This is a genomic window from Rossellomorea aquimaris (assembly GCF_020172085.1).
GTDB lineage: Bacteria > Bacillota > Bacilli > Bacillales > Bacillaceae_B > Rossellomorea > Rossellomorea aquimaris_E.
In genome coordinates this window covers 964241-988166 of the sequence record NZ_JAIVAT010000003.1, presented here as the reverse complement: position 1 = coordinate 988166, position 23926 = coordinate 964241, and the positions used below count along the sequence as shown (strand labels likewise).

Annotated in this window: 27 protein-coding genes; 5 read left to right on the top strand and 22 right to left on the bottom strand. The window is 42.0% G+C overall.

From position 1 onward, the window contains the following. Window positions 1-55: 55 nt before the first annotated feature. From LCL96_RS05850 to LCL96_RS05815, 8 genes are all read right to left on the bottom strand, one after another. On the bottom strand, window positions 56-280 hold the full coding sequence (locus LCL96_RS05850; protein WP_224940486.1) for a YozE family protein: 225 nt from the start codon (window positions 278-280) through the stop codon (window positions 56-58). A gap of 87 nt (window positions 281-367) precedes the next feature. Further along, on the bottom strand, window positions 368-652 hold the full coding sequence (locus tag LCL96_RS05845; RefSeq protein WP_224940485.1) for a YokU family protein: 285 nt from the start codon (window positions 650-652) through the stop codon (window positions 368-370). Further along, on the bottom strand, window positions 645-2072 hold the full coding sequence (ablA, locus tag LCL96_RS05840; RefSeq protein WP_224940484.1) for a lysine 2,3-aminomutase: 1428 nt from the start codon (window positions 2070-2072) through the stop codon (window positions 645-647). Before ablA ends, LCL96_RS05845 begins: the two co-directional genes overlap by 8 nt. 95 nt (window positions 2073-2167) lie before the next feature. After that, a complete protein-coding gene (gene ablB, locus LCL96_RS05835; protein WP_224940483.1) occupies window positions 2168-3001 on the bottom strand; it encodes a putative beta-lysine N-acetyltransferase in 834 nt (277 codons plus the stop codon). Window positions 3002-3209: 208 nt separating this feature from the next. Then, window positions 3210-4469 carry a peptidase gene (locus LCL96_RS05830; protein WP_224940482.1) on the bottom strand — a complete coding sequence of 420 codons (1260 nt, stop codon included), beginning with the start codon at window positions 4467-4469 and terminating at the stop codon, window positions 3210-3212. Between the two features lie 14 nt (window positions 4470-4483). Further along, window positions 4484-5146 carry a 3-oxoacid CoA-transferase subunit B gene (locus tag LCL96_RS05825; RefSeq protein WP_224940481.1) on the bottom strand — a complete coding sequence of 221 codons (663 nt, stop codon included), beginning with the start codon at window positions 5144-5146 and terminating at the stop codon, window positions 4484-4486. Then, window positions 5125-5823: a 3-oxoacid CoA-transferase subunit A gene (locus LCL96_RS05820; protein WP_224940480.1), complete on the bottom strand. Its 699-nt coding sequence runs from the start codon at window positions 5821-5823 to the stop codon at window positions 5125-5127. Before LCL96_RS05820 ends, LCL96_RS05825 begins: the two co-directional genes overlap by 22 nt. Then, window positions 5824-7131 carry an aspartate aminotransferase family protein gene (locus LCL96_RS05815; RefSeq protein ID WP_224940479.1) on the bottom strand — a complete coding sequence of 436 codons (1308 nt, stop codon included), beginning with the start codon at window positions 7129-7131 and terminating at the stop codon, window positions 5824-5826. 352 nt (window positions 7132-7483) lie between these two features. Between LCL96_RS05815 and LCL96_RS05810 the strand changes: the two genes are divergently transcribed. After that, window positions 7484-9274, top strand: coding sequence for a methyl-accepting chemotaxis protein (locus LCL96_RS05810; protein WP_224940478.1), 1791 nt, complete (start codon window positions 7484-7486; stop codon window positions 9272-9274). A 65-nt stretch (window positions 9275-9339) separates the two neighbouring features. Here LCL96_RS05810 and LCL96_RS05805 read toward each other — a convergent pair whose 3' ends face one another. Then, window positions 9340-9486, bottom strand: a complete 147-nt coding sequence (locus LCL96_RS05805) for a YjcZ family sporulation protein (protein ID WP_224940477.1) — start codon at window positions 9484-9486, stop codon at window positions 9340-9342. 164 nt (window positions 9487-9650) lie between these two features. Between LCL96_RS05805 and LCL96_RS05800 the strand changes: the two genes are divergently transcribed. Then, complete coding sequence (locus tag LCL96_RS05800) at window positions 9651-10232, top strand: DUF502 domain-containing protein (protein ID WP_224940476.1); 582 nt, start codon at window positions 9651-9653, stop codon at window positions 10230-10232. Between the two features lie 312 nt (window positions 10233-10544). Here LCL96_RS05800 and LCL96_RS05795 read toward each other — a convergent pair whose 3' ends face one another. The 4 genes from LCL96_RS05795 to rsgA form a co-directional block, all read right to left on the bottom strand. Beyond that, on the bottom strand, window positions 10545-11045 hold the full coding sequence (locus LCL96_RS05795) for a PTS glucose transporter subunit IIA (RefSeq protein ID WP_224940475.1): 501 nt from the start codon (window positions 11043-11045) through the stop codon (window positions 10545-10547). Window positions 11046-11153: 108 nt separating this feature from the next. After that, window positions 11154-11576, bottom strand: a complete 423-nt coding sequence (msrB, locus tag LCL96_RS05790) for a peptide-methionine (R)-S-oxide reductase MsrB (RefSeq protein ID WP_224940474.1) — start codon at window positions 11574-11576, stop codon at window positions 11154-11156. Continuing rightward, window positions 11566-12114, bottom strand: a complete 549-nt coding sequence (msrA, locus tag LCL96_RS05785; RefSeq protein ID WP_224940473.1) for a peptide-methionine (S)-S-oxide reductase MsrA — start codon at window positions 12112-12114, stop codon at window positions 11566-11568. The genes msrB and msrA overlap by 11 nt, the downstream gene beginning before the upstream one ends. Before the next feature lie 170 nt (window positions 12115-12284). After that, complete coding sequence (gene rsgA, locus LCL96_RS05780; RefSeq protein ID WP_224940472.1) at window positions 12285-13313, bottom strand: ribosome small subunit-dependent GTPase A; 1029 nt, start codon at window positions 13311-13313, stop codon at window positions 12285-12287. A gap of 325 nt (window positions 13314-13638) precedes the next feature. On the opposite strand from rsgA, the gene LCL96_RS05775 reads away from it, so the two are divergent. After that, window positions 13639-14379: a DUF4397 domain-containing protein gene (locus tag LCL96_RS05775; RefSeq protein ID WP_224940471.1), complete on the top strand. Its 741-nt coding sequence runs from the start codon at window positions 13639-13641 to the stop codon at window positions 14377-14379. A gap of 64 nt (window positions 14380-14443) precedes the next feature. Here the strand turns inward: LCL96_RS05775 and LCL96_RS05770 are convergent, their stop codons facing one another. The 3 genes from LCL96_RS05770 to LCL96_RS05760 form a co-directional block, all read right to left on the bottom strand. Next, window positions 14444-15031 carry a YpmS family protein gene (locus LCL96_RS05770; protein WP_224940470.1) on the bottom strand — a complete coding sequence of 196 codons (588 nt, stop codon included), beginning with the start codon at window positions 15029-15031 and terminating at the stop codon, window positions 14444-14446. Further along, a complete protein-coding gene (locus tag LCL96_RS05765; protein WP_224940469.1) occupies window positions 15021-15857 on the bottom strand; it encodes an SGNH/GDSL hydrolase family protein in 837 nt (278 codons plus the stop codon). The genes LCL96_RS05770 and LCL96_RS05765 overlap by 11 nt, the downstream gene beginning before the upstream one ends. Window positions 15858-15944: 87 nt before the next feature. Continuing rightward, complete coding sequence (locus LCL96_RS05760; RefSeq protein WP_224940468.1) at window positions 15945-16925, bottom strand: nucleoside hydrolase; 981 nt, start codon at window positions 16923-16925, stop codon at window positions 15945-15947. 226 nt (window positions 16926-17151) lie between these two features. Between LCL96_RS05760 and LCL96_RS05755 the strand changes: the two genes are divergently transcribed. Next, entirely contained in the window at window positions 17152-17634 is a 483-nt protein-coding gene (locus LCL96_RS05755; protein ID WP_412103560.1) for a PCYCGC motif-containing (lipo)protein, read from the top strand. A gap of 81 nt (window positions 17635-17715) precedes the next feature. On the opposite strand, the gene LCL96_RS05750 is transcribed toward LCL96_RS05755, so the two are convergent. From LCL96_RS05750 to LCL96_RS05740, 3 genes are all read right to left on the bottom strand, one after another. After that, entirely contained in the window at window positions 17716-18558 is an 843-nt protein-coding gene (locus LCL96_RS05750) for a DegV family protein (protein ID WP_224941306.1), read from the bottom strand. A 204-nt stretch (window positions 18559-18762) separates the two neighbouring features. Next, complete coding sequence (locus LCL96_RS05745; protein WP_224940466.1) at window positions 18763-19035, bottom strand: DUF2535 family protein; 273 nt, start codon at window positions 19033-19035, stop codon at window positions 18763-18765. A gap of 74 nt (window positions 19036-19109) precedes the next feature. After that, the gene (locus tag LCL96_RS05740; protein ID WP_224940465.1) at window positions 19110-19772 is read right to left on the bottom strand and encodes an SOS response-associated peptidase; all 663 of its coding nucleotides are present in this window, start codon (window positions 19770-19772) and stop codon (window positions 19110-19112) included. 812 nt (window positions 19773-20584) lie between these two features. Between LCL96_RS05740 and trhA the strand changes: the two genes are divergently transcribed. After that, window positions 20585-21223, top strand: a complete 639-nt coding sequence (trhA, locus tag LCL96_RS05735; RefSeq protein ID WP_224940464.1) for a PAQR family membrane homeostasis protein TrhA — start codon at window positions 20585-20587, stop codon at window positions 21221-21223. A gap of 584 nt (window positions 21224-21807) precedes the next feature. Here the strand turns inward: trhA and LCL96_RS05730 are convergent. From LCL96_RS05730 to LCL96_RS05720, 3 genes are all read right to left on the bottom strand, one after another. Further along, a complete protein-coding gene (locus LCL96_RS05730; protein WP_224941305.1) occupies window positions 21808-22530 on the bottom strand; it encodes a lysophospholipid acyltransferase family protein in 723 nt (240 codons plus the stop codon). Window positions 22531-22648: 118 nt separating this feature from the next. Beyond that, complete coding sequence (locus LCL96_RS05725; protein ID WP_224940463.1) at window positions 22649-23134, bottom strand: dihydrofolate reductase; 486 nt, start codon at window positions 23132-23134, stop codon at window positions 22649-22651. Next, on the bottom strand, window positions 23131-23925 hold the full coding sequence (locus tag LCL96_RS05720; RefSeq protein ID WP_224940462.1) for a thymidylate synthase: 795 nt from the start codon (window positions 23923-23925) through the stop codon (window positions 23131-23133). The genes LCL96_RS05725 and LCL96_RS05720 overlap by 4 nt, the downstream gene beginning before the upstream one ends. Window position 23926: the final 1 nt, after the last annotated feature.

Genomic DNA, 23926 nt, shown 5'->3' with positions numbered 1-23926 from the left:
AAGGACCGACGTTTGTTCCTAACAAATGTCAGTCCTTTAGCTTAAGGTATTAACTTCATTCCTTTTCATCTAACTGATAATGATCCCAGGCTCTATCAAAAATGGACATACTCTCAAGGTAATGCCCATTCATTTCCAGGTACGAACTGATTTCATCGTATTGCCGCGATTGTTTCGGGAAGCCGTGATCATCATAAGCTGAATTGGCAAATCTCGTCATATCATCTTTGGCAGTAGGTTGCCTAAATTTCATTAAATAGTGATAAAAGGATTTTCTCATTTCTTCCACCTGCCCTGTTCCTTTTTTAAAAGGATAGCGGAAGTATACAGATTCGTAAAGTGTTTGAACTAAAAGCGGGCATCCCTACTAAAATCGAAAGTAATTCCTTTTTAGTAACCTTGGTAGGTTCATCAACTCTTCATAAGGAATCACTTTATCAATCAATCTGGTATCTATCAGCATGAGCTGATCTTCAATCTCATTGATGACTGATTCTTCCTGATACTCCATATCACAATGACTACAGCATACGCTCGGGACATTCACAATCTGAATCGCTCTTGAGCCGTCGGGCAGCTCCCAATACACATTTGATAGATGGGCCTGGGTCTTATTTTCTTCACACCATTCGCACGTTTTAAATTTATCCATTTGACGATTCTTCCTTATCATCATTTTGATTCTGATTCATTTTGGAAAGCATCGCTTTATGCTTCTTTTCTTTGAGTTGATCCCTTTTCCCTCTGAAATCTTTAAGGGAGTTGTGATCCGGATTCTCCTGATATTCCTTGCGACGCTCAAGGCGTTTGAGTCCGGCTGGTGTGAGTGATGAATGGGTCTGGTTCATCAACCCTGCGATTCCTATCGTCGGTTCTTTGATTTCTTCATCATGATACACTTCTTTAAAATAGTCGTCTGCCCTTCCAGCAACGTAATCCTCGGGTTCGGGATAAGTGGATATGACTCCTTCGAAATTACGGACAACTACCTTTGAAGCACTTTGGGAAATTAAATAGTTGGGCTGTAAGGAAATTTTCCCGCCTCCACCCGGGGCATCCAGGACGAAGGTAGGTACCGCGTAACCCGATGTGTGGCCCCTCAACCCTTCGATGATTTCCAGCCCCTTGCTGACAGGCGCACGGAAATGCCCGATTCCTTCAGATAAATCACATTGATAAATATAGTATGGACGAACGCGAATCTTAACCAGGTCATGCATAAGCTTTTTCATGATTGGGACACTGTCGTTTATCCCTGCAAGGATCACTGCTTGATTCCCTACAGGTACCCCTGCATTTACAAGCATTTCACAAGCCTTTTTCGATTCCTCGGTAATTTCGATGGATGTATTGAAGTGGGTATTTAACCATACTGGATGATACTTCTTTAGAATATTACATAGGTTCTCGGTGATCCTTTGTGGAAAGACGACGGGCGCTCTCGTTCCAATGCGAATGATTTCGACATGGGGAATGTCCCTTAGGTTCTTTAGAATATACTCAAGAATCTGATCATTGATCAGGAGACCATCACCACCAGAGAGCAAAACATCCCTTACACTTGAAGTTTCCCTGATATATTCTATTGCTGCATCCAATTGCTTTTTGGGGACCCCCATACCAATCTGGCCGGAGAACCTCCTTCTCGTACAATAACGGCAATACATCGAGCATTGATTGGTGACAAGAAACAACACCCTGTCCGGGTACCGGTGTGTCAATCCGGGAACGGGTGAATCTTCATCTTCATGTAATGGATCCTCTAAATCATACTTCGTTTTATGGATTTCTTCTCCAATCGGGACGGATTGCATCCGTATCGGACAACGGGGATCATCCTCATTCATCAGCCATGCATAATAAGGGGTGATATTCAACGGGATGGTCTTGGTTGAGATTCTAACTCCTTCTTCTTCCTCAGGAGTCAAGTTCACCACTTTCTTCAAGTCATCAAGTGTTCTGATCGTATTTGTTAACTGCCATAACCAGTTATTCCATTGTTCTTCTGTGACATCCTTCCAAAGTTCAATATCCTTCCAATCCCTTTTGGGTTTATAGAGATTCATTTTCATCTACTCCACCAACTTTCCAAGAGTTTCTATCCAACGGATTCATATCACGCTTTAGAACAACCGATGCAAGACAATTGGATTCTCGGTCAACTCTACTACGTTTGACTTAAATCCCTTTCCCAAAGGTTCATATCTTCCATTTTGTCAAAGATGATGCAGTTATTCGCAAGCCTCCCCCCGTATGTGTATCCAAGTTGATGGAATGCCGCATTCATGCCAAATGATAGCGCCCTGGCAATGGTATAGGCGCAAAAAATATTCTGATTGATCAATTCATCTTCCAATCTCCTTAACAAATGCTTCATATATCCTCCCTTGCGATGGGAAGGCCTGGTTGCACAGTCTGTTAGTTCAGCATTTTTATAGGTTGATGATATTTCTGCAGAAGCAGCACTGACAATCCTCCCATCCTGCTCGATGTACACAAAGATTGTCCCATTTTTCATGGATTCCTTTACATAGTCAGGATCATGTAATGGCACAGGATAAAGCATAAATACTTCCCTATACAAATCCGCTAATTTCTCTGCGTACTCTTCGGTGGCGACAGAGATGGTCCTGTCTCCAACTAGTTCTTGTCTATCAAGTTGTTGAACCGCTAGGAGAATCTCATCCTCTTTTCTCCAATAGGAGCTATTCCTCCTGTCATCCGTCAGAAAACGACTCAAAAAAAATGCCCTGTCTCCATTAAAGTAACCGTTTACGCCCCCTTCCAGAATAAACCCTCTTTCCATAAACCAGGAAACCTGTTTCGCCTTGGCCTTAACAATAACCTTATCTAACCGATAAGACTCAGCCTCATGCATGACATATTCCAGCAATCCCTCTGGGTTCCCTCTGAACTCATCCACCCGAATCCTTCGATTGTAGTCATCTTTATAAATGGTCGCTTCAAGTTTAGGTTGTTTTATATATTCGTATGTTTGCATCCTTATAAGCCCCTTTTTAACCAACATATGAATGTAAGAGATAAGTTATGAAACAAACAGCCATAAAAAGGGAACAACCCTTATCTATAAGCGAGTTGTTCCTTCTGAAGGTGATATGAATATAGATGGAGTGCTGGATATCTGGCATGGGGCCGAACCATAATGAATTCATGATATTACTCTTTACCCCATTATGATCTGAAATAAGCTATCTATTACACCAATCAATCATAAAGAGAGAAAGAATTTCGGCCGTCTGATAAATCCGCTCAAGTTCAATGTATTCGTTCGCGTCATGTGCTACTTGTGTTGTTCCCGGACCAAATACAACCACTGGGATATCGCCACCTTGAGATAGGATTCCACCGTCCGTTCCCCATGGTGACGCTTCAATGATCGGATTCGCTCCCATTACCACTTTTGCTTGTGCTGACAAGGACTTTACTAATTCATGGTCACTAGGAAGGTTCCCAGGCTGCCAACGACCGCCAAACCATTCCACTTCAACAGGGTGTTCTTTAAACCATGCATCAACCATTTCCATTCTTGACATTTCTGTCAGAAATTCCTGTTCGACATCTTGAAGTGTTTCCCAAGGGCCAACGCCTATCCTTCCTTCTATTACTGCCGTATCAGGGACAGAAGACGGCCATTTTCCACTCTCGATTCTCCCGACGTTCACAGGTAATGGAATCGGGATCGTGCTATATAATGGATCATCCACCTTATCATTACGTTTTTTTTCTAATGTGTGAAGTACCTGGACGACCTTATATGCCTTATCAATTGCATTCACCCCTTCATATCTAGTACCTCCATGAGCAGATTTCCCTTTCACCTTTAGACGAAACCACATGGACCCTTGCTGTTTCGGGAAAATCTTCATATTGGTCGGTTCCGGGATGATGGCTGCATCCGCTTTATACCCTCTTACTAAAGCGGCTAACGTTCCCGTCCCTCCACTCTCCTCCTCAATGACACTCTGAAAGATGACATCCCCTTTCAAGGGAATTCCAAGCTCCTTGATTACATCGATAGCCAGAAGCAAAGCAACGGATCCTCCCTTCATATCCGTTGCCCCACGTCCGTAAAGCTTTCCGTCCTCAATGACTCCGCTATAGGGATCATGGAGCCAATCCTTCCTGTCCCCCTCAGGTACAACGTCAATATGCCCATTTAACAGCAGGCTCTTCCCGCCCCCTGTCCCTTTGAGGACTCCGACTACATTCGGATTTCCTTTAAAATTCTTTCGATCACATCGATAAAACGGGTGATGTTTAACATCATTTTCATTGATTTCCCAAATATCCAGCTCCAGTCCAAGCTTTCTGCACTTTTCAATAATGATAGCCTGTGCCTTCGATTCGTTTTCCCTGACACTATCCTCCTGCACAAGCCTTTGCAGAAGCTTGATCGTTCTCTTCTTTTTTCCCTCTATTATTTCTCTAATGAGACAATGAGTTTCCATTGAATTTCCTCCCCCTACCCCAAATATTTGATCTGAGGGCTTAAAACATAACGTGCATCCGTTGTCTCTTCTATATCCTTCACCGTGTATGGATGGAAGATCTCACTCAGAATCAATTGATTATTTGCAATGGTGAAGACAGCCCGATCGGTGATGATCATCGAGACACAGCGATTCGCTGTTAGTGGAAGGGTACATTCCCTCACGATTTTGCTACCTCCATGTTTGTCCAAATGGGTCATGAGTACAATGACCTTCTTGGCTTTAGAAGCAAGTTCAGTTGCTCCCCCCATCCCCGGAACTTTTTTCCCCGGTATGATCCAATTCGCAAGATCCCCTTTTTCACTTACCTGAAGTGATCCAAGAATCGTCAAATCAATCTTGCCCCGCCGGATCATGGCAAAGGCTATGGAGCTATCTGTATAGCATCCCCCGTTCATCAATGAAACCGGGTATCCTCCTGCATTGCACAAATTCTCATCTTCACATCCTCCAACTGGTGCAGGACCGATTCCGATAATTCCATTTTCAGATTGAAATACGACAGGAAACCCCTGGGGAAGGTGATCTGGGACAAGGGATGGTATACCAATACCCAAATTGACAATCATATTTTCTTTCACTTCCAGCGCAGCCCGCATGGCCATCTTTTTCTTCAGTTCGTTTCCCAGGCCCATTTCCAATCGACTCCTTTAGACAATACAATATGATCAACAAATACACCTGACGTCACAATTTCTTCAGGATCCAGTTCTCCATAAGTCACGATTTCCTCAGCCTCAACAATGGTAATATCAGAAGCCATTGCGATGAGTGGATTCGTATTCCTTGCGCTCTTATCATAGATGAGATTTCCAAATGTATCAGCCTTTTTCGCAAAGACAATGCCCACTTCGGCAACCAGGGCGCTTTCAAATACAAAACGTTCCCCTTCTATTTCAAAGAAAGTCTTACCTTTATTCAAATAGGGGTCATCCACCCCTATATCACTTACGATTCCCTTTAAGCCCACGCCCCCTGCCCTGATTCTCTCTGCCAATATTCCTTGTGGTGAGAATTCAACCTCTAGCTTCCCCTCACTCATCAACCTTCCTGCGATCGGGTTGGATCCAATATGAGAGGCGATCACTTTCTTCACTCTATTTTGTGCCACCAATTGACCGATTCCTATATGGGGGAATCCTGTGTCGTTTCCGATGATCGTCAACTCATTCACCCCCCAATTCAGCAGGTGATTTATAATAGTAGGTGGAGATCCGACGCCTCCAAACCCACCAAACATCAGTGTCATTTCATTTTGGAAAAAATTTCGTATATCTTCAAATTGACTCACTTTATTATGATGGCCGGACATCTACTTCACCTTCCATTTCTCTGCTGCGATTTGAAAGGTGCTTCTCAGCCTTTTCGCCATTTCATCAAGCTCCCTTTTTGTACTGTTCAAAGGAGGTGCTACCATAATGGCAGAACCCTTTCTACCATCAATTCCGGCTGCAGCAGGATATAATAAGATTCCATTGTCCACGCCTGTTTGAACGATAAATGACGTAAATTCTCCACCACGCTCAGTAAATTCAATGCCCAGCATGAGGCCTCTGCCCCTAATATCCTGGATATAAGAAAATTCATTTTGACATTTTTTTAAAAGGTTCTTTAAATACGTCCCTTTCTGTTCGACATCTTCAATGATTTTTTCTGAGTCGATCAGCTTTAAGACGGCCAATGCAGCAGTTGCCGACATGGGATTGCCACTAAAAGTGTGACCACTCATGATCACTTTACTACCATGTAATATCGGTTCCATGATCTTCTCTGATATGAGGGTCGCTGCAATGGGTGCATATCCAGCGCTAAGGCCTTTACCAATCGCCACAATATCAGCATCTACTCCCCATTGTGAAAGGGCAAGGAAAGTCCCTGTCCGGCCACACCCTGTCATCACCTCGTCTGAAATGAACAAAATGTCATGCGCATCACAGATTTCCCTTATCCGTTCATAATATCCCTTCGGTGGCGTGATTGCCCCGCCTGCCGCTCCAATGATCGGTTCTGCGATAAACGCTGCAATATTTTCAGCACCTATTCTTCTAACCATCGTATCCAGCTGGGAAGCACAAGCCAGACCACAGGAGGGATGGGTTTTCCCAAATGGACAGTGCGCACAATATGGCGGCTCGATTGTGGGCCAATCTCCCAGAAATGAATCGAATCGTTCCCTTCTTGTGGGATGTCCAGAAGCAGATAAAGCCCCAAAGGTGATTCCATGATAACTGAGCCACCTAGATAAAATCTTCCTTTTCATCGGCTTTCCTTGCTCCTGCCAATGTTGAATCGCGATTTTGATGGCCGTTTCCACAGCTTCAGACCCGCTATTCACAAAGAAGGTCCATGGATACCCGGTTTTGTCATTCAAAAAGGCCGCTAAATCCTCTGCAGGCTGATTACTGAACTGAGATCGATACACAAAAGCCACTTTGTTCCCTTGATTCACAATCGATTGAAGAATATCTTCCATACCATGTCCCAAATTTGCCGTCACCGCTCCGGAACAGGCATCTACATATTCATGACCTTCGGTGTCATATAAATAAACACCCTTTCCATAATCAATCGTCGGATAATGTTCCCCAATCAACGGTTTTATTAAATGCGAATGAGGCATTGTTCTCCCTCCTGAAAGAATCAGATTCGTACTCTCTTTCGATTCGCTCATCTGGATGCTCATCAAGATTTCCCTTACATTATTCATATGTATGAAAAGCCGAATCTTTCTTTCTTTATCAAAAAACACCTTTGTATCTTTCACTTTTTCTTTGAAGAAACATAGCTGTACGATAATTCATGAAAGAAAAAATATGAACCGAACTCTATTACAAGATTGAAATATACTAAAATTCTCAAAAATTCGACATAATTTCTCTAAATTGACTAGAAATATTAGGTCGATATGTATAAAATAATGGTAAGTTCATCCTATGATGCTACTTTTTGCTTATCTTCAGGAGGGGGAAACGGTGAAAAAGACTAGAAAAAAACTGCTAAAAGTACCAAAAAGAAAGAAAGAGAAAAAAGAAGGATCTAAAAATATCTTTGGTATCTTATCGTATTTTCGTACCATACGTGGAAAAGTCGTCCTGTCTTTCGGGTTATTAACGATTGTACTTTTAGTTCTCTCGGCTACTTCTTATTTCAATATGATGAAGCTGGAAAAAGAGATCGACACGTTGATTACTTATGATATGAAGGTCGATACCAAGTTGAAAGATCTTTCAAAAGTATTAAATGATATTGAAATCGGGGAACAAGGCTATGTGATCACTGGTGCGACAGGATTTCTAGCACCCTACCAAAATGGTAAGAGAGAGGTAGAAGGTCATATCGAAGACTTGAATTCTCTCTTGAAAGATAACCCCGACCAGCTTGATAAAATGGGTAAAATTCAAGCACAATACGGATTCTGGATGCAATTTGTAGACCGTGTGATCGATACAAGAAAAGAGGATGGTCTCGAAAAGGCTGCAAAACTGGTTGAAACAGGCGTAGGCAAAAAATATTTGGACGGGATTCGTTCGTATGTAGACATGATTGTCGTCGATCAGCAAAAAGATTTAAATGACCGAATCGACTCCCTGAACCAACAGGTGTACATGTCTAAAATTGCCACCATCGGCTTATCTGCATTCGCCGTTCTTTTAGCGGTATTCTTTGGAATCATTTTATCTCATAACATTAAAACCAATACAAAGAAAATCAGTACATCCATTTTAGAAATTGCCAACGCGGGTGGGGATTTGACGAAACGAATCCATGTCAAATCCAAGGATGAACTGGCCGGCCTCGCATCTGATACAAATCAGCTTATCGCCGGAATCGCAATCCTTGTCAAACAGGTTTCCGAAATGGCCGAAAACGTATCAGCAAGCAGTCAGGAACTTCTCGCATCTGCTGAGGAAACGTCACGCACAATCACTTCCATTGCAGAAACATCCAGTGAAATTGCCGCGGGTAGTGAACAGACCACTCATCGCATGTCTTCTTCATTAGAAAAGATGAATAGCCTTGAGGAAGCAGCACGCTTTTTATTCAATCAGGCGGATCTCGTAAGACAAACCGCACGAGATATGAGAGCCGTTGCGGAGAAGGGCGGAAATACCGTCCAAGCTTCTTCATCAAAAATGATGAGCATTGAAGAAACCATGTCCAATACAAGTGAAACGGTAGAAGCATTAGGTCAGCGTTCATCACAAATCACCACCATCATAGGCACTATCACAGACATTGCCGAACAAACCAACCTTCTCGCTTTGAATGCAGCCATAGAAGCAGCACGTGCTGGGGAGCATGGCAGAGGTTTTGCTGTTGTTGCGGATGAAGTAAGAAAACTTGCTGAACAGTCGCGACAAGCTGCCAAAGGTGTAACGGAAATCGTTCACAGCATACAGGAAGAAGTCAATATTATCATCAAGCAGAACTCTGATGGAGTGAAAGAAGTCATAGCAGGTGTTGAAATTACCAATGAAACCAATGCATCCCTTGAAGATATATTGAATCAAACAACGAAAACAACGGTTGTAGTGGATGAAATGGTGGATCATATTCAAGAAACCCTATCACTCAGTCAAGAAGTAGCCACTTCATTTGCCCATGTAAATGAAATAGCTGAATCCACTGCTTCTAACACAGAAACAACAGCTGCCGCTTCTGAAGAAGGATCTGCTGCCATGGAACAAGTCACCGCTAGTGCATCTGAGCTTTCACAGCAAGCGGAAAAACTGAAAGAGTTAATTTCAAGCTTTAAAATATAATCCAAAAAGAGCTGTCGTGTCGACAGCTCTTTTTTTCATCATTATTTGATAATCAAAACCACAGATTAATGCCCGCAGTAACAAACGGCTCCAATAATAATCAACAGGATGAATAATACAACGATCAACGCAAACCCATTACCGCATCCAGCAACCGGATAAGCATACCCACCTTGATAACATGGATCACAACAACCATATCCATAGTTCATACCTATCACTCCTCAAAAATTTATTTATTTACCTTATACTCTATGTCATACACCCAGAAAGTGTTTGTGCATTCGCCTAATTAATTCAGTGGAACTCCTTTTCTGTATGAACATCTTTCTATATAATAAGGGGAGTTTATAGAAAAGGCAGGAGAAATAGCTGTATGAAATGGTTTTTCAAATCGTTTATCAATGGAGTGCTCACGATTGTTCCGATCGCTCTTGTTTGTTACGTTGTATATAAAATGTTCTTATTTTTTGATGGCTTATTAGGAAATATCTTAAAACCATACCTGAATGAAAACTATATCCCAGGTATTGGACTTCTGGCCACCATCGTCCTGTTAACGGTTCTCGGATGGCTGTCCACTAAATTTTTCACAGGGACTATCATTCGATTAGTGGATATCCTCCTACAGAAAATTCCTTTTATCAAGACGATTTACTCGGTCATAAAGGATACGATTCATTCATTCCTGGGAGAAAAGAAGTCATTTTCTAAGGTAGCTCTCGTCACAATGCCTGGCACGTCAATGAAATGTTTGGGATTCATTACGACAGAAAGCCTGGAGGATTTACATGATGATCTGCAGAATCACGCAGCTGTTTATATTCCCCAAACGTTTCAGGTCGCGGGCGTGACGTTTTTGATTCCGAAAACGGATATTGAAATTCTGGATATTAAATCCGAGGAAGCAATGAAATTCATTTTATCAGGCGGGATGACAACGAAGCGCGAGAAATAACATGTGTTTGGGTCATCTACGATGAAGTTTAGTACGTTTGTTTCAATCTTTTTAGTAGGATGAGTGTTAACGAGGGATTTCATTACTGATTCCTGGTCTCTCGCAAACTTTTTTAAATGGTCAGCTTGCGTATTTGCGTCATTTCAGTGGGGTATTGCGTCGTTTTTAATTTTATTGCGTCATTATTTTATTATTTGCGTCATTTCCAAAGCATTTTGCGTCTAATTCCATAAATTGAAAATAACCCTTCGTGAGGATGTACTTTCCACCAAAATAAAAAGACCGGCAACCAAGCCGGTCTTTCCTTTTTTATTATTTTGAAGAAATCTCCAGAACTTCTTCTTTTCCAGCTGTAACACTTGCTACATCTTTTTTCACCAGATCTCCCATGTCATCCCCATTTGTAATGATAATAGGCGTGATGGTACTCTTTGCTTTTTCTTTCACTAATTCCAGGTCATACGTAATCAACGGATCTCCGATGCTTACTTTTGAACCTTCCGAAATATGCGCCTCGAAACCTTCACCATTCATTGAAACGGTTTCAAGTCCGATGTGTATCAGTATTTCTGCGCCGTTTTTCGCTTTGATTCCTACGGCATGTTTGGTGGGAAAAAGTTGCATGATTTCCCCATCTACAGGTGATACGACCTTTCCGACTGTCGGATCAATGGCGATTCCATCCCCCATCATCATTTGAGAGAATACAGGGTCCGGTACCTCTTCAAGAGATTTAACCGTACCGGACATTGGTGCGACGGCACTGACCGTTTTAGGTGCTTCTTCCTTTTTACCAAAAAGCTTTTTTAGCATCTTCTTTCACCTTCCTATCATACTTTTATTTACACATATGTAGCTCCAACTATACATGAAAAGTCTATATTAGCACATATGTGAATGTTTTCACAGCTATTCACTTTGTTAGAATAACTTCTTGTATGAGCCGTACCCTTCTTCTTCCAATTTCTCTACCGGGATGAACCTGAGAGCGGCTGAATTGATGCAATACCGAAGTTTTGTAGGTCCGGGACCATCATTAAACACGTGACCCAAATGTGAATCTGCTTCCTTACTTCTTACTTCTGTACGGATCATAAAGTGACTCCGGTCTTCTTTTTCTGAGATTTCCTGTTCATCAATCGGTTTCGTAAAGCTTGGCCATCCACAGCCTGCATCATACTTGTCCTTGGAACTGAATAGAGGCTTTCCTGACACGATATCTACATAGATCCCCTCTTCGAACGTATTCCAATACTCATTTCTGAACGGTGGCTCCGTGCCGTTGTTTTGAGTGACATCATATTGTTCGGGTGATAATTTTTTCTTTACATCTTCATGACTCATTCTTTTCCCCCCAATGGTTTTCGATGAATGCTACTCTCCCTGATCCCCTGCTATACCGATTGTAATGTCCGGGATTCTTTTTATAATAATCCTGGTGATATTCTTCTGCAGGATAGAATTCTTTAGCAGGCAAAATTTCGGTGACGATTGGTTTAGAGAATACGCCTGAGTCCTCAAGTTCCTTCTTTGATTTCTCCGCTAACTTTCTCTGATCTTCATCGTGGTAAAAGATAACCGTTTTATAGGACTGACCCCTATCAAAAAACTGGCCACCTGGATCCGTCGGGTCGATTTGCTGCCAGTACACCTTCAGCAGCTTTTCATAAGGAAAAAGAGCTGGGTCGTATTCAATCTGAACCGCTTCGTAATGCCCTGTCGTTTCGCTGCATACTTCTTTATAGGTCGGATTGGAAATGTGGCCTCCTGTATACCCGGATGTCACACTTCCGATTCCGGGCTGTTCATCAAACGGTTTCACCATACACCAAAAACATCCTCCAGCAAACGTGGCGACTTGATAATTTGATGACTCTGACATACTCTCATCATCCTTTCCGAATCATTCTCTTTCACTATTCCCTTTGTATGAGATTTTAACGCATTCCTACTAAAAAGGGAAAGTATTAAGCCTGCTCGATATGACGTACTTCATTCATTCTATCCTCATTATCGAAAAAAGAGTGACCTCCAAAAAGGTCACTCTTCTGATCAATATTTCAGCTTTCTCTGCTTACCGATATTTTTCCATTTCTTTCGTTCCAGTGATTCCAATCGTTTATTTCCCCGTCTCTCCATATAAGCGATTTCCCTTTGGAGCTTTTGAAAATGTTCGAGTCTTTCCTCTGAGAGAGCTCCCTCTTCAATTGCCTTGCGGATCTTGCATCCAGGTTCATCCTCATGTTGGCAATCCGTAAAGCGGCATTGAAGTGCTAGCTCCTCGATATCATGATAGTGAGTCGATAATCCTTCCTGCCCTTGCCATAACTGGATTTCCCTCATTCCCGGTGTGTCAATGATCGAGGCACCATTATCTAATAAAAATAACTCACGGTGGGTGGTTGTATGTCGTCCCTTATCATCAGACTCCCTTATTTCTTTTGTCTTCTGGACGTCATATCCCACCAGCAAATTGACTAGTGTTGACTTCCCTACACCTGAAGAACCGACGAGTGCAACGGTTTTACCCTCGGCCAAATAAGGCATCAGTTCCTCAATTCCGTCTTGATTCAATGCACTAATCGTTATGACCTTCACACCAAGTAAAGTGTCCTCTACTTCCCGTTTCTTTTTTTCGATATCGGTGCACGTATCGGATTTCGTCAGCACAATGACAGGGTTTGCCCCACTTTCCCAACATAGAAGTAAATATCGCTCCAGCCGTTTACTATTTAGATCATCATTCAATGAAGATAGGATGAAGACTGTATCGATATTTGAGGCTATGATCTGCTCTTCTGCTTCATTCCCTGCCTTCTTTCTCGAAAACTTACTTGTACGTGGTAACACTTTTTCAATTACAGACCCTTCCCCGCCCAGAAGAACCCAGTCCCCAACGGCCGGAAGATCCTCACGCTGCACGGTTTCAAATCTGAGCTTTCCGGAAACCTTTCTCAAACCTTCCCCTGTCTTCGTCATGACCATATAAGCACCCCTTTGCTCGGTCACGACTCTTCCTAATGTAAGCCCTTCTTCTGTCAAGTGATTCATCATCTCAAAAACTTTTTCTCTAGTATTCAACTTTTTCCCTCCCAAAATAAAAAATCCATTGCGTGGTTCGACACGTCAACGGATTCTCCAATTTAGAAGAAATGAAAAAATCAAATGATCCCGTTTGAAGTGAGATGACGTGACGAACCGATCTGTTGCGTATTTACATTAGCTGCTTGTTCCATTAATGATAAGCTCATAAAACATCACCCACTTCCTCAATTATTACTTATATTATCCAATATTTTCATCCTCTTTGCAAGAGAAATTTCTGATTTTTATAAAAATAGGTACTTTCACCATTTTTTCGCAACGGCATATTCTAATGTGTGAATACGATAAGGGAGAGATACGGATGAGCCAACATGATTATTTAACGAAAGCGGCGATGTATGACCTATTATCCGGTTATTATAAATATACTGATCCATCCATGCATGTTCATTATTATCAAAAACATCTTAAATACATGAGGCTAGCTTTACAGGCCCAACGTGCTGACATCACAACCTCCACTCAACCTTCATATGTACGGTTGCTTCATGCCGTCCCTGATGCCCCTGATGTAGATGTATATGTAAATGGAAATCGGGTTCTCAGAGATGTGGCATTTAAAGATGTGAGCGATTATTTAACACTGCCAGCCGGTAAATACCATATTGACGTATACCCTGCCGGTACGGGCGTAACAACAGTCATTAGTAAAAAAGTCAAAATCGACCCAGGGAAAATTTACACACTTGCAGCTGTAGGAACGCTTAATAAAATGCAATTACTCCCTTACCTGGATGACCCCACAGTTCCAAACGGAGAAACCAAAGTGAAATTCATTCATCTTTCCCCTGACGCGCCGGCAGTTGATATAGCCGTGAAAGGCGGGGATGTCATATTCCAGGATATCTCCTTTAAACAAGCCACTGATTATCTCGGGTTAACCCCGATGACCGTAAACCTTGAAGCCAGGGTCTCCGGAAGTAAGAACAGTGTACTCAGCCTTCCAAATGTAAAATTTGATCCTAATCAAGCCTACACGATTGTAGCCGTAGGTTTAGCCAATGGAACCCCGGAACTGGAAGCTCTCCTATTAAAAGGGTGACGAGGCCTAAAATATGAAGCTGACCCATATAAAAAAGGTGACTTCTTTAAGAAGCCACCTTTTCTTATTGTGCACGGTCCACAGGAACCAATAACCTGAACGAAATTTGATCTTTTTTTAAATCGAATTCGTTTGCCCGCACTTTCACATCACTTTTTAATTTCATGTCCTGCAGTGAGACATAAATCAATTCATCATTGGGCTGAATTTTGACCCAATCCGGGAAATTGTATGAATCTCTGATTACTTTCAGCACGTAATTAACCGGAAGATTCAATGAACCTACTGAAATCGATTTCTGCTTTAACAGAATATCCCCATTGTCCAATGCCTTTGGTTCAAAATTCAATTTAAAGTCAATGTCTGATGTAAAGACAGGAACAGAGCCCAGGAGTTCTACATCATCCTTCAGCTGGACATCATAATCCACTGGCCCCTTCATTCCTTCTTCTTCAATATAATGCTCGATTATAAGATTCAAGTCACTCTTGTTTGTCTCTACATTAAACCCTACTTCTTGATTATTATTTTTGTTACCATCAGGCAGTTTGTCATCCTTAATTGGCATAAAAATCATGGACACGATGATGACCAGGCCCAAAATGAACATACCTAAAAGGACAAAAAATCCTACCTTCCATTTATTCTTCATGACGGCTGCTCCTATCCTCTTTTGAATCTTTTTTCTCTGTCAATGTAGCTAATGTTTCCCCTTTTGCAAGATCCGTAAACATTCGATCTGCGATCAATTTATACCCATCATCATTCGGATGAAAGTAATCTTCATATAACAAGGTATCTCCCGCATCAATAAACAGGTCCTCAATCTTCACGAATAACGTCCGATCATAACTTGTCAAGACCTGAATACTTGCTTCATTCCAATTGTGGATCACTTGATTCACTTCATCTATATCCGAGAACCAAGTGTTAAAAGGATTATACAGGCCGACCAGGACAATGCCTGCATCCGGATTATAGCTTCGGATCGTTTCAATTATCTCTTGTAACCGGAGTTGATACTGTCGTTTTTCCTCCTGGAATACTTCTAACTTCAAGTGTGATAGGTTCTCACGAAAGATTTTCATAACATCGTTTCCCCCGATGGTAATCATCACTAAGTCCGAATCTTCGATGGAAGATTTCACATCTTCCTTCTTCAATCTCTTCAATAATTGATCGGTCCGGTTTCCCCTGATTCCGTAGTTATGAAACTGGGCATCCTTTACACCGTCCATTGATTCAAGACTCTTTTCCAAATAAGGCACATATCCGCCCTTTTTCGTACTGTCACCCACACCCTGGGTCAGTGAATCCCCTATAGAAACCACTTTTAAGTTTTTAGGAATGAATGTTTCAGTGGGACTTTCTTTCTCCCAACTGGATACTTCTCTTGTAATATGATCAGCAGCATCTTCTAACGTGCATCCTGAAAGGAAAAAAACAAAAGCGAGCATGAGAATGGATATTTTTTTCATATGCTTCACCTCGCTTACTCTTTTATATAGTATATCACGGTTGTTCTCCGGTAAAACAATAATACACATATCCTGTTATCTGAGCTGCTATGGACGGCTCGGTCCTGACTGCAATGTTGCAAATACATCGGATATGAATTGACCATAATGGAATTGTTTAGCGATTTTATGGACTGGCCAGTGAGCTTTATCCGGAGACTTCCTAAAATCACCGATGCTCTCCCCGAATGTACAGCCTGTATTGACAGCCACTCGTATCGGTACTTCCTCAAATATCATCTTTTCACTGTCAGCCAGTGCCCACATCGCCAATAAATCATGAAGTGGGCTGCCCGATATATCGGGATACGTCTTTTTATAAAACTCATAGTAATAATCCACCATCGGTTTAATGATTTGACCGACCTTATCATTGGTTTTCACATAAAAATCATGAAGATGATCAATCATGGCAGGAGTTATAAGGGCATACATTGTGACGTCTAACGGAATAAGGTGAATCTTCTTCGGCGCCAGCTGGATCAGGATATTCGCGGCATACGGGTCTCCGTAGAAATTCGCTTCCGCTACAGGGGTAACATTTCCGGGGACATGGAACGCCCCTCCCATTACATAGAATTCCTTTACTTTTTTCATCGTTTCAGGATATAAAACAAAGGCCGTAGCGAGTGAGGTCAATCGTCCTGCAGAATAGATATATAATTCTCCGGCATATTGATTAATAATTTCCTTGATTTCATAGAAATTCTCACTGATGTCAGATGGATTGAATTCAATTTCATCAGGAATGATCGGTCCCAGACCAGCCACACCGTGGACTTCCGGATAGAACTGAGGCTGTGTACCCGTTAAGGCAGAGACCGCTCCGCCAATGACCGGAATATCCGTTATCCCCGTTAAACTTTGCAGGTACTTCACATTTTTCAATGCCGCTTCTCTTGATACATTCCCATAATCCGATACAATTCCGACAATCTCGATTATCTCACTATAGTAAGCATACAGTACCGCGACAATATCATCGATTCCAAAATCTGAAAAGACCAATACTTTCTTTTTATCAGACAAGCATGTACACTTCCTTTCTCCCTAAGTCATGCTCTATAAGGAAGGACTGATGTCATTCCACGTCCATTACATTAAAATGAGGAATCTTCCCTATTATATTTTATGATATGATACATTCGGTTATGAGGTCGCAAGAATATTCATAAAATAAACAAGAACTGGGACGAGCCTGCTGTTTATTTGATGGTAAAATACGTGTATGACAAAATGAAAGGTGAATGACATGATGAAAAATATTTTATTGTACTTTTCGGTTTTGATCGGCCTTCTGGGAATTCTTGCTGGATGTTCAAGTGAGCCAGATGAAGAAGCGCACCATGACCACACTGCTGCGAATGGGGACATTCGAGAAGAAACGGCATCTGTGGATGTGCTTCCGTCTTTTCTTGAAGACAAGGATGACAATATGAGACTTGTCTATTCCTCTGCAGCGAAAAACCCAGAGCTATTAAAATACATCCCTTGTTATTGTGGGTGTGGTGATTCTGCGGGTCACGACAGCAACCTCAATTGCTTTGTTTATAAAATGGAAGGCGAGAAAGTAGTTTGGGATGATCACGGAACCCGGTGTGAGCTTTGTTTGAAAATTGCTGCCGAGTCCATCGTAAAGTATAAGAATGGTGAATCCATCAAACAAATCAGGACTTTTATCGATGAGCAATATAAAGAAGGATATGCCAAGCCTACCCCTACACCTATGCCTTCATGAAATCAGACAGCAGGTTTTTCCTGCTGTCTCTTTTTTGAAACAAAAAAGGCGAGAGGATGAATTCCTCTTCGCCTTCTGATATTAATCTGTATAGTACATAAATCCAATTGCACCAATCCCTGTGTGAGTACTGATGATTGGCGTTGTCGGGACAATGTCGATTTGATCATATCCGGTTTTTTCAATGATCTTCGCTTTAAGGTTTTGTGCCAAGTTCAGTCCGTCTGCATGAACCAAACCTACCCCGCGGATGGTCTTTCCTTTCACATCTTCAACAAACTGCGCTGTTAAATACTTCACTACCTGTGAATGACTTCGGACCTTCGCAACCGGTGTATATTCTGCTCCTTCTAAAGATGCAATCGGCTTGATATTGAGTAATGAGCCAATCATAGCGCGCCCTTTCCCAATCCTTCCACCTTTTACAAGATTTTCAAGGGTATCAACCACGACATACAGTTTTGTTTTCGAACGGATTTCTTCAATGGCATGGAGTATTTCTTCCATTGCCTTTCCTTCCTGCGCAAGTTTCGCCGCCTCGATTACTTGAAACGCCAGCCCTTTTGAAATGAAACGCGAATCCACAACCTTCACTTCTGAAGACGACATTTCTGCAGCCGACTCTGCCGAGCGAACAGTTCCACTCATATTCCCTGTCATATGTATGGACAATACGGAGGAACCGTCTTTGCCGAGTTCATCATAAAGTTCAACAAATGACCCTGCAGGGGGTTGAGAACTTTTGGGCAATTCCTTGGAAGACTTCATTTTTTCTATGAAGCTTAAAGGTGAAAGGTCCACTCTATCTAAGTAGGTTTCTCCATCAATTGAAATGGACAGAGGAACCACATGAATATCCAATTCTTTTACAATTTCATCTGATAAATCTACTGTCGAGTCTGTTACAATCTTTATTTTGGTCAATTTTGCCACATCCTATCTCCCATATCATTAGTATTATATCGTTAATCGCCACGTATTTAAATAGATAGCCAGCATTTAACTCTCAGGGCAGACTCGATCATTCGAGAAGACGATCGATACTTCCCTTCTTCTAAACCTAAATCATATAAAAAGGTCTGACCCTGCGCATAGTTGCGCAAAAGGATCAGAACCCCCCAGTAAAAATTATGCATTATTCTTTAACTCTTCTGATTGATAAATTTCTTCGTACTCTGACCATTTCGTCGTTCTCTTTAAATGTTCACGAAAGCTGAAGATGGTCTTAGGCTCGTTTTGGTTGATGACTTTTTTAATGAATTGATTCAGCCTAAGATTGACCCTTAGGTAGAGAGGGTTATCTTTCTTCAATACAGGAACTTCTGAGATTTTGACCTTCCGTCCATACTTCGATTTGAACTCGATGGTTTTTGTCAGCAAAGTATCAATCCTCTTTTTCACCCGATTATGCTTCTATTATACCCTATTTCCCTTCGCATAAATTGTCAAATCATGCAATAGTACGAATATTTTTTTTACACTTCGGATGAAATCGGGATGATGCATTCCGACAGATCGTTTTTAGGAGAGTTCACAATAGTCGAAACTTGGTATCCTTTCATCCTTTCATCAGGGAGCGGCTTTAACACGGAAGACGCTTCCTCATAGGAATATTCCTCAGTATTAAGCCATTTCTCAATATCTTCACGGTTTGTAAGCATCACCGGCATTCTCTCATGTACGTGGCTGACCAGTGGATTGGCTTCGGTTGTCAGGATAGTGGATGTGGTTGCCTCCCCATTTCGGTCCCATAATCCGGCAAATACAAAGGGCTCTTCTCCTTTCAATTGGAACCGTACCGGGGTCTTACCTGTTTCATCCTTCTTCCATTCATAAAAACCATCTGCAAAGATCACCATTCTTTTTGAATGGACAAGCGATTTAAAGCTTGGTTTATCAAGGAGTGTTTCACTTCGTGCATTAATCAGCGGTTTCCACTTAGAGCGGTTTGCCCAATTGGGAACAAGCCCCCACGTAATCTCCCCTGCCCTCCTTTTTCCCTTATGAGATATAAGAGAAAGAACGTTCTGTGAAGGGGCGATATTGTATCTCGGCTGCCATTCTTCAACAAATTCATCGATCAAATATTGTTTCACCAATTCCTCTAAAGGCGTCGTTAAGGAAAATCTACCGCACATACATGCCACTCCTTCTTTCACTCTTTATAATTTTTGGCTCTTTTCACAAAGATTGTTGTTTTTCTTACACAGACTATGATTTGCTAAACTCTGTCATTTATTGTGTGGAAGAGGGTGAAGGGAACTGCTCCGCTTTCCACGGACGTTCGGCCGAGCCTCCTCAGCAAAAAATGCTTCCGGGGTCTCGGCACGCCCGTTTTCCGTAGGAGTCTCCACAGTTCCCTTCCCCCTCTACTGTAGCAAGTATTGACAGAGCAAAATGGTTCGTGAATATCAATTAAGAAGAGCTTAAGTACTATTCACTATAATTGGTCACTGCAACTACAAGAAAAAAAGAGTTGGTGTAAGTTATTCTGACATTTACACTGGTATTACTGAAACATTTATGCTTAGGCAGTTGATTCTCGCTGCAGGTGGACCGAAAAGCGGAGGTGGCTTGGTCAGCCCCGACAAGCATATGATGAATGGGCTAAGAAGGCGTTTTTTTGCCTTCTTGGTCCATTTAACTTATGACCTCGAGGGGCTAGCCGCCGTAGCTGGATCTTGAGACCCCACAGGGCGAAGCCGGAGGAGGCTCACCGCCAGCCCCGCGGAAAGCGAGTACCTCTCGCTGTAATCAACCACTACTCTCCACATCCAAAAGCAACAATGTTTACGAAAGCAATCTTATTTTTTTAATATACATCATTCCAAAAATGAATCCAACTCAATACTTTAACCCTTTACTATGTTAATGATTGCACAATCATGAAAAGAGGATTATGATGGATATAAATCACTCGGTTAATGAACGTAGAAAGGATGTGTCTTCTTTGACATATGATTTCGATTTTTCCAATTGGAAAGAAGAAGTTGCTAACGCCATCACGCATGGAATCGGATTGATCCTGAGCATCCCTGCTTTAGTGATGTTAATCATTTTCGCCGTTCATGAAGGTTCCGCATGGCATATCGTCAGTTTTTCTATCTTCGGAGCTTCCATGATTCTTCTTTACCTATTTTCAACCCTTTTACATAGCTTTAAGCCTTCAAAGGTGAAAAATCTTTTTGCTATTCTGGATCATTCGGCCATTTATGTCCTGATTGCAGGAACGTACACCCCCTTTATGCTTGTCAGTGTGCGTGGTGCACTGGGATGGACGTTGTTCGGGATCGTGTGGGGCCTTGCCGTTGTGGGGATTGTATTCAAGTGTTATTTCGTTCAGCGCTATCAGGTGGTATCCACCCTCTTCTATCTCGTAATGGGCTGGCTTGTGGTCATTGCCATTAAACCATTGTATGCGAGTTTGACCGGTGCAGGATTCGGACTTCTCTTGACAGGCGGAATCATGTATTCTGTAGGTGCCATTTTCTATGTGTGGAATAAGCTTCCGTATAATCACGCCATCTGGCATCTATTTGTACTTGCTGGAAGCGGGTTTATGTACTTCTGTATCTTGTTCTATGTCTAATTAAATCCTTTATTTCAATAAGGCTATTTCTAATCATTTTTTTGTTATAAAGAAGCGAGTAGTGGCTGATTTGCGCTCCAGGTGCTCGCTTTCCGTGGGGCGGGCGGTGAGCCTCCTCGGCTTCGCCTGCGGGGTCTCACCTGTCCCGCTTTCCCACAGGAGTCGAGCACCTTCCGCTCCAATCAACTTTCATAGTATAGTTTTTAACTTAAACAAAATAAATGTCATATTCCTCACCTAACCAAAATGTATAAAATGCCGAAGTAATTACATATAGCCAAGCTAATATTAAAAATGCTCCTCTTACTCTTAAACATATAGATCTATCAGTAATCCTTGTTTAAAGGGTAAGGGGAACTAACTGTGTAGACTCCTACGGAAAACAGGAATACCGAGACCCCGGAATCAATTTTTACTGAGGAAGCTCCGCCGAACGCCCTTGGAAAGCGGAGCAGTTCTCCAAAGTTCCCCTTACTCTCTAACACACTCACGTTGATAGAGTATTAGCACATCTTAGTCAAAGCACAACAATCATTGAGATAACAGCCTTCAATAAAAAGCCCAGCCAAAGGCTGGGCTTTTTATTATGAAGCTTTTCTCGTTTGGTCCAATGAAGCTTGAATGATTCCTTGAACCTCGATTGATAATGTTTTTACGTCTGCTTCAGCAACGTAAGCAGACGAAAGGGATGGAAGGATTTCGACGTATATATCGCATGGCTTGATACCACGGCGCTGATTCTCGAACATATCAGCCGTTCCCCTTATCGCAATGGGGACGATCGGGACGCCGGCGTCCTTCGCCATACGAATTCCTCCTGTCTTGAATTCCTTTAAGCCTCCCCCTTTGTTTCTTGTGCCTTCTGGGAAGATTAATAGAGAGTGACCTTCTTTAAGTACTTCTACACTTTCACGAATCGACTGTACAGCCTGTCTCCGATTTTTACGATCAATGAAAATGCACGAGATCATCATCATCCAGTCGCTTATGATCGGCAGTTTCTTCACTTCTATCTTCGAAATGAAACCAAAAGGTTTGGGGATGGAACCCAAAAGGACTGGAATGTCAAAGTCCCCTGCATGATTGGCTACAAAAAGGACAGGCCCTACTGGAATCGACTTCAGCCCACTAATATGTACGTTACTTCCAGTACGTTTCATAATACCCCTGGACCATCTCTTAGGCAGTTCATGAATGATCAAGTCCTGTTTCTCTACGGTCAAATTTTCGTCTAGTTTCTTTACCTTTTGAAGCGTGGGTATGCTGTATAGAAGATACAGTCCCATATAAATCAATACATACATCATTCTAAACACAGTATTATCCTCCCTGATATTCCTTATCTTATTATACAGGAACCCAACTGATGGGAGAATAAAAAATAGGTGAAGCTGACTATAAGTTGAGCTTCACCTGATGATTACTCTATTTTCTTTGGTATACTTTGAATTCATAATCATATGGATTCTTTTCGTCCTTTATCCCCTTATCAGAAGACGTGCAGATGAAATCTTCCCAAGGGATGGAAGGCATGGTCGTATCCCCTTCAAACTCATGATGGATTTCAGTGACGTATAGTTTCTCTACATGAGGGATGAACTGCTTGTATATTTCTCTCCCACCCATGATAAAGATTTCGCCGCCCCTTTCTTCTGACCATTTCACCACTTCTTCTACAGAATGCAGAACCAGGCAGCCTTCCGGTTTGAAATTCTCATTTCTGGTCAAAATGACATTTTCACGATTCGGCAGCGGTTTCCCAATAGAATCAAAGGTCTTTCTCCCCATTACAATTCCATGCCCATTCGTCGTCTTTTTAAAAAACTTCAAATCTTCCGGCAGTCTCCATGGAAGTCCATTGTCTTTCCCGATCAGCTGGTTCTGATCCATTGCCCATATAAATGAAATCATACGCTCACGACTCCTTTAATATGTGGATGTGGATCATAGCCTTCTAGTGTGAAATCTTCAAAGCTGAAACCGAAGATATCTTTCACTTCAGGATTTATCGTTAGTTTTGGCAATGGTTTTGGCTCCCTTGAAAGTTGTAACTTTACTTGTTCAAGGTGATTTTGATAGATATGCACGTCACCGAATGTATGGACGAACTCCCCTGCTTCCAAATCACAAGCCTGAGCCACCATCATCGTTAATAAAGCATATGAAGCAATATTAAATGGAACGCCCAGAAAAACATCGGCAGAGCGTTGATACAACTGGCAGGATAGTTTCCCATCAGAAACATAGAATTGGAACAGGCAGTGACAAGGCGGCAAAGCCATATGATCTACATCGGAGACATTCCATGCACTGACGATCATTCGTCTTGAGTCAGGATTATGTTTGATTGTTTCGATGAGGTTTGTAATCTGGTCGATGGTTTCGCCATTAGAAGCAGACCAGGATCTCCATTGATGACCGTATACAGGGCCAAGTTCCCCATTTTCATCTGCCCATTCATTCCATATGCGGACCCCGTTTTCCTGAAGATAGGCTACGTTCGTATCTCCTTTTAAAAACCATAGTAGTTCATGGATGATAGACTTGACATGCAGCTTTTTCGTTGTAACAAGAGGAAATCCTTCCTGCAGATCAAAACGCATCTGATAACCAAACGTACTGATTGTACCGGTCCCTGTCCGGTCCTCCTTTTTCGTCCCATTTTCCAGTACATGTTTGCATAAATCTAAATACTGCTTCACA